The organism is Pedobacter rhizosphaerae, assembly GCF_900111155.1.
GTDB lineage: Bacteria > Bacteroidota > Bacteroidia > Sphingobacteriales > Sphingobacteriaceae > Pedobacter > Pedobacter rhizosphaerae.
Genome location: NZ_FOGG01000010.1, coordinates 76,262 through 88,452 on the forward strand (window position 1 = coordinate 76,262; position 12,191 = coordinate 88,452).

General features: G+C 40.9%; 9 protein-coding genes. 1 reads left to right on the forward strand and 8 read right to left on the reverse strand.

All coding sequences use genetic code 11. The annotated features are described in order from the left end of the window. Positions 1-14: 14 nt before the first annotated feature. From BMX11_RS10150 to BMX11_RS10185, 8 genes are all read right to left on the reverse strand, one after another. Positions 15-938: an alpha/beta hydrolase gene (locus BMX11_RS10150; RefSeq protein ID WP_090883916.1), complete on the reverse strand. Its 924-nt coding sequence runs from the start codon at positions 936-938 to the stop codon at positions 15-17. A gap of 10 nt (positions 939-948) precedes the next feature. Continuing rightward, positions 949-1,941, reverse strand: coding sequence for a pectinesterase family protein (locus BMX11_RS10155; RefSeq protein ID WP_090883917.1), 993 nt, complete (start codon positions 1,939-1,941; stop codon positions 949-951). A 200-nt stretch (positions 1,942-2,141) separates the two neighbouring features. Further along, positions 2,142-2,729, reverse strand: coding sequence for a hypothetical protein (locus tag BMX11_RS10160; RefSeq protein WP_090883918.1), 588 nt, complete (start codon positions 2,727-2,729; stop codon positions 2,142-2,144). An 18-nt stretch (positions 2,730-2,747) separates the two neighbouring features. Beyond that, the gene (locus BMX11_RS10165; protein ID WP_090883919.1) at positions 2,748-3,932 is read right to left on the reverse strand and encodes a glycoside hydrolase family 88/105 protein; all 1,185 of its coding nucleotides are present in this window, start codon (positions 3,930-3,932) and stop codon (positions 2,748-2,750) included. A 209-nt stretch (positions 3,933-4,141) separates the two neighbouring features. Next, positions 4,142-5,131: an alpha/beta hydrolase gene (locus BMX11_RS10170; protein ID WP_090883920.1), complete on the reverse strand. Its 990-nt coding sequence runs from the start codon at positions 5,129-5,131 to the stop codon at positions 4,142-4,144. Between the two features lie 58 nt (positions 5,132-5,189). Beyond that, on the reverse strand, positions 5,190-6,701 hold the full coding sequence (locus tag BMX11_RS10175; protein ID WP_090883921.1) for a RagB/SusD family nutrient uptake outer membrane protein: 1,512 nt from the start codon (positions 6,699-6,701) through the stop codon (positions 5,190-5,192). A 19-nt stretch (positions 6,702-6,720) separates the two neighbouring features. Then, complete coding sequence (locus BMX11_RS10180) at positions 6,721-10,014, reverse strand: TonB-dependent receptor (RefSeq protein WP_090883922.1); 3,294 nt, start codon at positions 10,012-10,014, stop codon at positions 6,721-6,723. A gap of 154 nt (positions 10,015-10,168) precedes the next feature. Next, on the reverse strand, positions 10,169-11,311 hold the full coding sequence (locus BMX11_RS10185) for a FecR family protein (RefSeq protein WP_090883923.1): 1,143 nt from the start codon (positions 11,309-11,311) through the stop codon (positions 10,169-10,171). 127 nt (positions 11,312-11,438) lie between these two features. Between BMX11_RS10185 and BMX11_RS10190 the strand changes: the two genes are divergently transcribed. Next, the gene (locus tag BMX11_RS10190) at positions 11,439-12,005 is read left to right on the forward strand and encodes an RNA polymerase sigma-70 factor (RefSeq protein ID WP_090883924.1); all 567 of its coding nucleotides are present in this window, start codon (positions 11,439-11,441) and stop codon (positions 12,003-12,005) included. Positions 12,006-12,191: the final 186 nt, after the last annotated feature.

A 12,191-nucleotide genomic window follows, 5' to 3' on the forward strand; every position in this document is an offset into this window, starting at 1 on the left:
TTGAGTATATAAGCCTACTTCAGCGAAAAAGGAATGATGTCCATTTCCAACATCCATTTTTCACAAAGTGTTGTCCAGAGTTCTGTACTTCCAGGATTATTTCTTAGCGCTATAGCATGGCCTCCCTGCGGAAAAATGTGCAAAGCACTTGGTATTTTGTTTTCTAGCAAAGCCTGATAAAATAGTAAACTATTGTGTGGATCAACGGCCTCATCGTTGAAGGCATCAGCAATAAAGCATGGTGGTGTTTCCTTGTTCACCATTAGCTGCGTAGAGTGGCTAATACCTACTGCTAAACTAACATTTTCCCCGAGTAAATTCGTTCTACTTCCCTTGTGGGCATATTTACCCATATCAATTACCGGAGAAACAAGAATCATAAAATCTGGTTTTGCAGAGACTGTATCTAAATTATCCCTGATTTTTGATATATCGGAAACAACTGTAGCTGTCCAGCTGGCTAAGTGACCTCCTGCAGAAGAACCTTGAATACCAATTTTATTGGGTTTTATTCCCCAATTGACTGCATTTCTCCGGACGAGTTTTATTGCCCTTTGTGCATCCTGAAGTGGTCCCTTAGCTCTATCTATCAAATCCGGATCATTTGGCAGGCGATAATTCAGCACAAAAGCAGATACTCCCATAGTATTAAACCACTTGGCGAGCTGTGTTCCGCTAATGACATATGCAAGACGTTCGTACCCTCCTCCTGGGCAGATAATGACTGCCGCACCTTTGTTTTCCTGCCTAGATGGGAAAAAACAATACATTCCCGGATTTGCTACCCGGTACACTCTTTCATTGGATATACTGTCTCTCCGCTTAGTATCCTTCGAATTAGGGATTTTCCCATTAGGGTATAGGGGCATAAATTCCTGAGCACGAACTATTCCTGCAACAAAAATTAACGGCAAAGCAAATGTCTTAAGGATATTCATATATAGTTCATCAAAACGTTGGATCCCAGTTGAGAAAAATATTTTTCACAGTATAAGCCTCAGCTTCTTTTTTTGTCAGTTGTTTTGCCCAGGCCACTCGGCCGCTGGTATCAGCTCCTTTTCCCTTGTTATTATATTCTGCGTAAAAGGCTGTTTTGTCTTTATTCGCAAATAAGGGATCCCCAGGCCAGGAATGCCATCCTTCACGAACGATTTGCTCCCCGAGGTTACAACGGATAAAAACCGTTTTAGCAAATGGTCGCCATGGCCTCCCCAAAAAAACCTTTTTCACACCCGGTGCTGCCACCAGATCGCAATCCAAAAAAACATAACCAAAGACTTGCTGCTTAGATGTGGATGCCGCAGTGATAAAGGAATCTGCTAAACTCTTAATTTTGCATTTATAAAATACCGCTGTAGCCTCCCCGAAAATAAAATCAGTTGTTCCTACAATCAGACAGTTTTCAAAATAACAACGCCCGTCCTTTGATGTATACAAAGTGTCCTGGTGACCCAATAGTGCACAATTTTTTGCTGCAAAGCGATCACCTTCTATGGTCAGGGCCACCGCCTGACCTACCGGTCCTGCCGTATTTTCTACGGTAATATTCTCCAGACTACAATCATTTCCCTGTACCAGAACAGTATAAGAGGTATAAGTACCAAACTTGGGATTCCCAGTAAAATCTCCTCCTGGAAATGGCTTCCCTGTGTAGTCACCATTTGTGATTATCGTTTTCTCCCTGTCCACTCCGATAATGCGTATATTTTTCTTCCAAGCAGGGATGACCAGCTTCTCTTTATATATGCCTGGTTTTACATAGATAGAGACCTTGTACTGCATATGATCTCTCACTGCATTCACCGCCTCCTGAATCGTTCTATAATCTCCTGTACCGTCCTGAGAAACGGAGAATTGAATATTAGGTTGCTGTGATCTTACCTCAGTAAAGAAAAATAATGTCAGAAGCTTTATTGCAAAAAAGATATTTGTTTTCGTCATATTCTATATTTGGTTATTATTAGCCAGAATGTCTAAAATCTTTGGGGTTAGGCATTAAGCTATCGAATGTAAAATAGCACACTTTTTTTCGCTCAGATGTTAAATTTCTGACCTATTTGTTCCAAATTCTGGTCAAATAAATCAACATCAGAGGAATCCTTGCATAATTGCAACATGTTTTAGCTTTAGGTCTTCCTGTATTAGAGAAAAACTTTTCTAGCTTTACTCTCTTTTTTTTGCTTACGAATTACGTAAACAGTTAGCTGGTCTATATTTCTAAGCATATTGAAAGGCGTATGAGCCAAGGGCCTCGGTCCAGAAACGTAATATCCACCTGATTGACCAGATTGCTCAGTAAGAATCCTGGCATGGGCAAAATTAAAAAGAATATCCTCTGCAAAGATATACAGCTTGGCAAAACGGCCTTGGTTAATGAGTTGCAGCTGAATCATGTCTTCCTTGGAAAGCAAAAGAGCAGCGTGCTCTGCAACACCAACTTTTGCGCGAAAATTATAGTTAGAATATTCCCGTATACGCAAGAAAGCCAGCGATTTTCGTATTTGTTTCCTCGTTTTATCCCTAAGTCGCTCTGATATCGGACCAAATGCCTTTGAAAAATAATAGTCATTTTTATTTACAAAGACCTTTGCTCCTGTGATCCTCAATTGATCTACAAATTGATCAACCGCATTTTCAAAACGCAGACAATTTAAACCGCTCGTATTACTTGCTGGAAATTGCTCATACAACTGAAAGACAGCCTTTTTTACATATTCAGAAATAGCCATGACATCGATTTGTTTTAGTTAAAAATATTTCATTTGATCCGCGGCAAGAATAAATGCTCCCATACCTTTTGGGTCATCCTCGATTACAGGCTCACTCATGTAATATTCGAAAGTTCCCGAACGGTATGGAGTACCACCCAGTCCGGAAACCTGAACAGTTCCTTTGAGGTGAAGCATTCCATTTTTGTCAAATTCTAAAAAATGCTGCTTGATCCCCGAAAAGCCTTTTACTGCTGATTCTTCAAATTTTCTTTTAAGATATCCTTTCCTCACTCCTTTAGCCAGGGTGTAAACAAACATACAAGATGCGGATGCTTCAGGATAATTTCCTTTCCTATCTGCTTGATCCAACACCTGATACCAGAGGCTATTTTGGGGATTCTGGACTTTTTCAATCGCAGCTGCATACCTGACTAGGATATCTTCCAGTTGTCTTCTTTTAGCATGATTTTTAGGAAAATAGTCCAAAACATCTACCAGTGCCATTCCGTACCAACCCATAGCACGTCCCCAAAAATTAGGTGAGTTGCCAGTAAATTTATTGGCCCATTTCTGCTGCCTAGATTCATCCCAGCCATGATAAAGCAGGCCTGTTTTTGGATCGCGGACATGTTTCTCTATTATAAGAAACTGGTTTGCGATATCGTCGAAATTCTTTACTTCGTCAAAAGAAGCAGACCACTCCGCATAAAATGGTTGCCCCATGTAAATTCCATCTAACCACATTTGGTTCGGATAAACTTTTTTATGCCAAAAGCCTCCTTCCTGAGTTCTGGGATGGGTTTTGAGTTGCTCACGAAGCAGGCTTGCAGCCTTCAAATATTTATCTTCTTTGGTTGCTTTATAGAGAAAAAGCAAAGTTCTGCCATTCTTCACATAATCGATATTATAATCGGTTAAGCTGTACCTTGATAAACTTCCATCAGGTTGGACAAATAAATCCATCATATGCTGCATGTAAGCCAGATAATGTTTTTGATGGCTTACGGCATAAATATTGGCTATTCCCTCAAAAAAAACTCCCAGGTCATAAGACCACTTCGCCGTAGCTCCGGGTTGATGTGTCAGCGAATCTGGCCATTTTACCATAATGGTATTGGCCATTTCCGTGGCAAGCTTATCTGCAGGAAGCTTATCTATTTCCTGTGTATAGCCTAAATTGCTTAGGAAGATGAGCAAAAATAAATATAAAATCTTTCTCATGGTTGTTTGACTATCGTTTCAGTCCAAATGGAAATGGATCGGAATAATTGCTAAAATCTATTTTTATCTCTGTACTGAGGTCCACTTTTTGAACAATTGGGTGCAAATTTTGATCAGCTTCTCAAAGCTTGATTAGCCAAAAAAACCTATCAAACAATGCACCTAAGCTATTATTTACCTCTGCAAAACCAAATTTGAGGCCTCCGAAATCAATATGTTTTAAAGATTTTTTTCATGAAATCAGCGATATAGCCAGCGCTTTCATCTGCCCAGGGATGAAATAGCCAAAAGGGATGGACTTTTACATTGAATTGGTGAACCTCATGGTAAATACCCCATTCCTTTAAACTCCCTATCAGCTCGTCCTGCCCAGCATGAAAACGAGAGAATCCGCTGTTTAAAAAAAGTATTGGAACAGTTTTTTCATTAGCCCAATATCCTGCTGATGCCGCTTTCCAAATATCAGGTCGCTGCAAATAACTACCGCCTAGCCAGGCAATATCAGGAGAATCGGGTTTTCGATCCAGATTGAGCGAAGCAGGAGCCATAAAATTGATTACTCCATCAATATCAATGATAGCCTGAACGGTACTAGAGGATTTTGTCACGCCCTGATTACCCTCAAATTGCGGAAGTCCATTCGTGGTTCCAACCAGTGAGGCCAGCTGACCACCAGCTGATGTGCCGGAAATGGCAATTTTGGTGGTATCTATTCCATAAGTTTTAGCATTAGCCTTAATCCAGCGGATAGCGGATTTGATGTTATACACTGCCGCGGGATACTGGGCCTCCAGGGACAATTGATATTCTACAGGGATGGTCACAAACCCCGATTTTGCAATTAACTGTGCTAAAGGAACTTCCATTGATTTATCACCTGAGCGCCACCCCCCGCCGTGAACCAAAACTAATGCAGGAAGTTGCCTTTCATTCTTAGGCCTGAAAACATCTAAGTGTAAATCACGTCTTCCAAAGGGTGTATTGGGTAAGGTAGCATATACCAGATTCCTAAACCCTTTCAAACCAGTCGGCAGACTATCTTTCACCGGAATAACATAAGGGTAATCTTTCTTTATCTGACTGTAAACTTTAGCAATGTTATAGCTGGTATCGCGAGGAATCTGTTTAGACTGCTGGGCTGCACAGTGTACAGCCGGTACACTGAAAAGGATTAGCGTTAAGGTTCTGAAAATTTTCATCGTTAGTGTAAATGAGGATAAAGGGCGCGCGAAATTCAACGCAGCCCTTTTCTAAATTCTAATAATTTGGATTTTGTTTCAGTTTTGGATTGGATGCAAGTTGCTCTGTTGGAATAGGATAAATTCCTTTCCAAACAGGATCTACAGTGGTCTTGAAAGTCCAGGTTTTATTGAAAAAGCTTCCAAAGCGAATCATATCCCGGCGACGGTGCCCTTCCCAAATAAACTCTCTGGCCCGCTCATTTTCAATTTCCTGAATGGTTATTGTGCCTAGAGTGCTCGCTTTGCTACGGGCACGAATCTGGTTAACTAATGTAAGTGCGTCTCCAGTATTTCCGATTCTAAAAAGTGCTTCTGCTTTAGTGAGCAGTATATCGGCATAGCGCGTCAGTACCAAGTCATTATCAGCGCTAGATCCCGCCCATTTTACACCATCAGGAACATATTTTAGTACCCTGTAGCCTTCATTATCCTGAGCGCTTACATAATCTTTTACTGCCACCAGATTTAACTGGACTCCCCGCGCATCAACTAAAGGCCTACCATCCAGATAAGTTTGAGGACCGTATTCGATTAGCTTTTTACGGTTGTCGATAGTTTCATATCGATCCAATGCTTCCTGGTAAGTACTGTAACCATTCGCCGGGGCAAAGGGTAAACCATATCGCTGTTGATCTAATGCGGGTTGAGCGTACAAGATGAACTGATTAGAGCCGGAAGTACGTGAGGGATCAATAGAAAAAGCAAAGATAATCTCCTTTGAATTAGCCTCGTTAGTTGCCTTGAAATTATCAACCGTGTTGGCTTCTAAAGTATAGGCATTTGTACGGATAACGTTATCGCACATCGCATTTGCTTCAGTCCACTTGGCAGTACCGGTGTAAACTTCGGCATTAAGATAAAGGGTTGCCAATGCGGTGAAGATCGCCTCGCGAGTCAATCTAGGATAATAGGTGGCTCTATTAACAGTTGTTACCGAAGGCAAATCCGCTGCAGCTGCGATCAGCTCCTGCTCAACAAAACGGAAAACCTCTGCCCTGCTATTGGTAGCTGGTAAATTTGCAGGATCTATCCTCGCCTGGGTAGCAATAGGAACATTGCCCCATAGATCCATAGCGTAAAAGTAACCATATGCCCTCAGGGCCTTTGCCTCTGCTGCTACTGCCTTAAAATTACCTGCCGAGGGAGAGCTATTTAAACTCTCAATCACGGCATTTGCGGTTCCGATCACCTGAAAAATTTGTTTCCACGCCCTCCCAATAGCTTGATTATCAGGTCTCACATTATGAACCATCATATCAATATTGTTCTGATCGAACCAACCCCCACTCGCTCTTCCAGGAACGATAAATTCATCTGTTCCATATTCAGAAATACGCCATGGATCACCAATATGGGCAACCTGCTGCAGTGCTTGATAAATGCCTAGCACCGAAGAAAGTGCTTCTTGTTCCGTCTTATAATAATTGGCTGGCGAGAGTCTGCCAAACTGTTCTTCATCCAATTTGGTACAGCCACTGATTGTAAATACCAATAATAAAGCATACAATATTTTGTTTGATAATTTCATGATTTTAATGGTTAGAATTTTAAAACGTTATACTTGCTCCCAAACTGAACGTTCTAGACTTTGGATAGCTTAAGTAATCGATTCCAAGTGGCGCAATGCCACTGGCTGATATTTCAGAATTAACTTCAGGATCCAGACCTGAGTAGTCTGTGATGATGAAAAGATTCTGGCCAACAAAAAATACCCGGGCAGAAGAAACGGCCTTGCTATTGAATTTGAAGTTGTAGCCTATCGTCAGATTATCCAACCTTAAAAAGGATCCGCTCTCTATCCAGCGCGATGAATAAGCCTTTGGTTGGCTCCTGCTCACCCCATCATCAATAGCAGATACAAGTACATTGCGTCCAGGAAGATTATTTTTGTAGGCTAAATTGTTAGCTGTAAGGTTGTAGACCTCGTTTCCAACCACGCCACGTAAGTTTGCTGTTAAAAACCATGAACCATATCTTAAGTTATTACTCAACCCATAAGTAAAACTAGGTTGGGCAGTACCTAAAACCTGATTGGTAGCTTCGTACTGCTCCAAACCATTTGCATCTAAACCAGTAAATTTGCGTCCGAAGAAAGTACCAAGTGGGTATCCTGGCATAATGGTTTGCGCAAATCCGCCAGAAACAGTTCCTTGTAAGGGTGCAATCTGAATATTACTCCCCTGATATTTTTCGTTGGACAAGCTTAGTACCTTGTTAATGTTTCTGCTAATATTGAAATCTAAGTCCCAACCGAATTTATCCTTATCGACCAATGTTGCACCTAACTCCAGCTCAATCCCTTTATTTTCCACACTCCCCACATTAGCCAATTGCGTATTCACTACAGCTGGAGAGGGAACTGCTACCAGTAGCAATAGGTCAGTTGTTTTTTTTCGATAGACGTCAAAGCTACCTCTGATGCGATCGCCAAACAAGCCAAAGTTTAACCCTGCATTAATTTGTGCGGTTTGTTCCCATTTTAAATCCGGGTTGGCATATTGCTGTGGCAGCACGACCGTTACCCGTTGTCCTCCGACAATGTAACCTGTAGAACTGGCTCCTAAGGTAGTGAGGGAATTTAAATTTCCTATTTCCTGATTTCCGGTTACTCCATAGCTTAATCTCAACTTTAGATCAGATATAGCCTTTACCTTGAAAAACCTTTCTTGGGAAAGTCTCCATGCCACTGATCCTGAAGGAAAAACGCCCCATTTATTTCCCGATCCAAATCTGCTTGAACCATCCCTCCTCACTGTACCAGTAACTAAAAATCGATTATCAAAATTATAGTTCAATCTTCCGTAAAAAGATATAAGTGTATTGCTTTCCTTGTAGCTGGTTACACTATTCACTACGCTTGCCGCCTGGAGACTGTACCACTTGAATTCATCCGATAAGAAACCTGAGGCCGTGTTCCTTAATCCTTCATTTACAAAATATTGATAAGAATAGCCCCCGATAGCATCTACAACGTGCTTGCCATAAGTTTTATTAAAACGCAAAACTGTTTCCATTAATTTACTCTCATCGTACAATTTTTGTACGCTGGCATAACCACCCAATCCATTTCCGAGAGGATTATTTTTACTGATAAAGGAATTTCGATCAATTGACTGACGGGTGTAACCTAAACTAACATCTATGCTTACAGGATCTAAAATCTTATAATTTGTGCTCAGATTCCCTAAAAGCCTTTGCTGCTTCTTTTGGTCAATCACATCGGTTGAAAACGATACCGGATTAATACGGAAAGGCGGAACATGATTGTAGCCACCGTTCAAATCTCTTACTGGATATGTGGGATTGAAAACATAAGCTTCATAATTCATGCTTGTTCCTGCCTCACTGCCTACCGTGTTAGATACTGGCGCAGCATGCTGCATATTCTGCCCATAGTTTATCCTCAAATCAAATTTAAGGCGGTCGTTCAATGCTTTATGGTTAATATTGGCTAAAATATTTGCTTGCTCCAGTTTAGAACCCAGCATAACCCCTTCCAAATTCCCGTATCCAATAGACGCCCTGTATAGGGTTTTTTCGCTTCCACCAGAAAGTGAAATATTATGATCCTGTGTAATCGCTGAACGATAAATTTCGTCCTGCCAGTTTGTTGAAGCACCGCGATCGTCGAGCGTAAGACCTAGGGTAGTATTCACTGCACGATACTGGTCAGCGCTGAGGATATCCAACTTATTTGAAACCGTTGAAACACCAGCCTGACCATTATACACGACCTGTGCACTACCGGCACGTCCCTTTTTAGTTGTAATAACGATAACACCGTTAGCACCTCTGGAACCATATATTGCAGTGGCAGAGGCATCTTTTAGCACGGTGATGGATTCAATATCATTAGAATTTAATGTTTGCAAAGGATTGGATGGTTCCTGATCAAACACATCTGTTCCAGTACCCCGAATATTGGATTGATTTACATTGGCCGTACTGGAAATGGGAACTCCATCAATAACATATAAAGGATCATTTGACCCGGTAAGCGAGGTTCCACCCCTGATGCGCACGGTATTGGAAGCTCCGGGTTTACCACTATTTTGAGAGATGTTTACACCCGATATTTTGCCCTGCAATAGTTGCTGTGGCGCTAACTGCGACCCTTTATTAAAATCCTCGGAGGTTATTGCCCCCACAGAACCGGTCAAATCTTTTTGACGTTGTGTTCCGTATCCCACTACTACAACATCGTTGAGTTCTGCTTCAGTCGCTTTCATCAGTACATTGATAGTTTTTTTTCCATTCACTCCGATTTCCTGGTTCTGGAAACCGATAAATCTGAACACGAGAACAGCATTATCATCAGGAACAGCAATTTTATATCGTCCATCAACATCTGTCGCCACGCTTCGTTGCGTACCACGTACCTGCACGACCACACCAACCAATGGGCCTTTATCATCTTTCACTGTTCCGGTAATCTCGATATCGGCGGCTTTGGGTAATTTTTCCCTGGTTGCAGAAGGCGGGCGGGTTGATATTAGCACTGTATTATTCTGAATGCGAAAAGTGATTGGCAGACCGGAAAAGCACTTCTCTAGAACGGTGGTCAAATCAGCATCCTTCACCTCTACGCTAATAGGATTTAGACTCTCTGCTACCGAACTATTATAAAGAAAATTATAATTGGTTTGTTTCCGAAGCTGTTTCACAACTTCGCTCAACTTGGCATTGTGCAGGTTAAGGGTAATCTTCTGAGCAAAGGAGGATGCTTTGACCTGCAAAAGTGCAATTGTTAATATCACTAAGGTAAGCTTCATGCGTATTAAAATTTTTGGCAATAAGCGGTGATGATCCCTGAATTTGAATTCAGCAATTTTTTTATACATTTGGTTAGGTTTAAGGGTTTATTGTTGCTTCAATAGTCTAAGACCAAAGCTAACCCTGGGCTAGCGGGCAGGGAGTCTTGGCGGATTCCCTGTTTTTTGGCCGTTTTGCGCGTGATAATCTGTCTATTTACTCAAACATGCGGCACAACTTCCGCTAGTTCGATACAATTACCTTCCTTTCTTTTAATTGAAATCTGGTTTTACCCAGGCTTTCTAGATTTTTTAATAGTTCTTTTAAATCAGTGGATCTGGAAAAAGTACCTCCAAAACGTTCAGCTGAGGTAATGTGATACTCTACATCAACATCATACCAGCGGCTAATCAATGTCATAATGGCTTTCACATCCTGGTTTTCGAATATGAAGTAACCATTTTTCCAGGAAAGTGCCTGGTCGAGATCTGCATTGGAAACTGTAATACCAGAATTATTTACATTAAGATCAGCCTGATGGCCAGGCTTTAAAAGAGTATATTCAGCAGTTTTATTATTTTTTACGTTAACACTTCCTTCAAATAAGGTGGTAGAAATGTTCTGCTCACCTTGATATGCCTTAATATTAAAATGTGTCCCCAGTACAGTTACCGTTTGTATGCCACTAAGGACTTTAAAAGGCATTTTCGCATTGCGGGCAACTTCAAAATATCCTTCCCCTTGCAGGGTAACTACACGTTCAGTTCCCTGAAATTTTAAGGGGAATTTTAACGACGATGCCGCGTTTAACCAAACGTGTGTGCCATCAGGAAGTATAACTTCAAACTGGCCCGCCCTTGGTGTGGTAATGGTATTGTATCTGACTTCCTTTCCATACTGTAGCCCATTTATTTTATAGATTAAACTCCCATCGGCCGTTTTTTCCAGCATCGCACCAGCGAGCTTGGTAGTGCCCTGAGCAAGGTCTTTAACATTTACCATAGAACCATCATCAAGTGTCAGTCTGGCTGTTTTTTGAGCTGGATTGATTGGAATGATAGACTTTTTAGCAACCATTTGTTGAGATTTTTGCTGACTGAGGTAAATAGCTAATCCGATACCAAACAATACAGTTAATATGGCAGCTGCTTTAATTAGCTTACTGAAATTAAACTTCCTGTTATCTTTTTCAAGTCTTTCGCCGAATGAGTCATAAAGCCTGTCCGCAAGCATCTCCTCTCCCCCAGCCTCTGCAAACCATTTTTTTAGATTCTGTCCGCCTGCATTTAGATTATGATACCATTCATTAAGCTCCTGAATATCCTGCTGAGAATAATTTCCATTCCTTACGCGCTCAAATAAAATCCGGATTCGATTTTCATCCATAGTTTACAAATTTGGTTAGTGACCTTGATTGGGAAAAATTAATGGCCTATATTCGTAAGACGATAAAGCAAGTAGGCAACCGTTATTGGCTGCAAAACTTTTTTTCTAACCAACTATCCCAACTTGCATGAAGCAGTTTTACAGCGACAAGGAATTACAGGATTTTTTTCGTGATGGACAGGAATGGGCCTTTGAAATGTTGTATAAACGCCATGTTATCAAGCTAGTCGCTATTGCCATGCAAAAAACGAATGACCGTGCATTGTCTGAAGAGCTCGTGCAGGATGCATTTATGGTTTATTACAAATTGCCGGCAGAAAAAAAAGAACTTACATCCGTATTTGCCTTTCTTTATGTGATTCTTAAAAATAAAATCATGGATCATTTCCGGCACATCCTTGTACGCAAAAAGTATGAATCTCATCTGGAGCAGACTTTCGACGAACTAGACCATTCTACTGTGTCTTTCATTGAGACAAGAGAGCTTGAAAAGTTAATCGACAAGGAAATAAGCCTCCTACCCCCAAAATGTCAATCGGTTTTCACCTTAAGTAGAAAAAATTTGCTCAGCAATAAAGAGATTGCAAGTACCTTAAGTATTTCTGAAAATACGGTTGAACAGCACATGAGAAAGGCTTTGAGGATATTAAGGCTTTCGATCATGAAAAGTGTTAAAATTATCTTAATGCTCTGAAACTATCTAATTTATATGGCAACCTGATTTAGGTCTTCACCTCCATCTAGCATCTTCAATTATAAGCATTTAACTTTCTGAAATCTAACTTTCAACAAATGTGCCATCCCAAGTCCACCAATATATGGTGCCCAAAAAATCCCTATTGTATGTGACAGAAGTAACAATCACCTCGTTGCATCTTCT

Coding starts and splice junctions, on each gene's coding strand:
- BMX11_RS10165 (WP_090883919.1), bottom strand. CDS start 3,932: ATGAGAAAGATTTTATATTTATTTTTGCTCATCTTCCTAAGCAATTTA.
- BMX11_RS10150 (WP_090883916.1), bottom strand. CDS start 938: ATGAATATCCTTAAGACATTTGCTTTGCCGTTAATTTTTGTTGCAGGA.
- BMX11_RS10185 (WP_090883923.1), bottom strand. CDS start 11,311: ATGGATGAAAATCGAATCCGGATTTTATTTGAGCGCGTAAGGAATGGA.
- BMX11_RS10155 (WP_090883917.1), bottom strand. CDS start 1,941: ATGACGAAAACAAATATCTTTTTTGCAATAAAGCTTCTGACATTATTT.
- BMX11_RS10160 (WP_090883918.1), bottom strand. CDS start 2,729: ATGGCTATTTCTGAATATGTAAAAAAGGCTGTCTTTCAGTTGTATGAG.
- BMX11_RS10175 (WP_090883921.1), bottom strand. CDS start 6,701: ATGAAATTATCAAACAAAATATTGTATGCTTTATTATTGGTATTTACA.
- BMX11_RS10190 (WP_090883924.1), top strand. CDS start 11,439: ATGAAGCAGTTTTACAGCGACAAGGAATTACAGGATTTTTTTCGTGAT.
- BMX11_RS10170 (WP_090883920.1), bottom strand. CDS start 5,131: ATGAAAATTTTCAGAACCTTAACGCTAATCCTTTTCAGTGTACCGGCT.
- BMX11_RS10180 (WP_090883922.1), bottom strand. CDS start 10,014: ATGTATAAAAAAATTGCTGAATTCAAATTCAGGGATCATCACCGCTTA.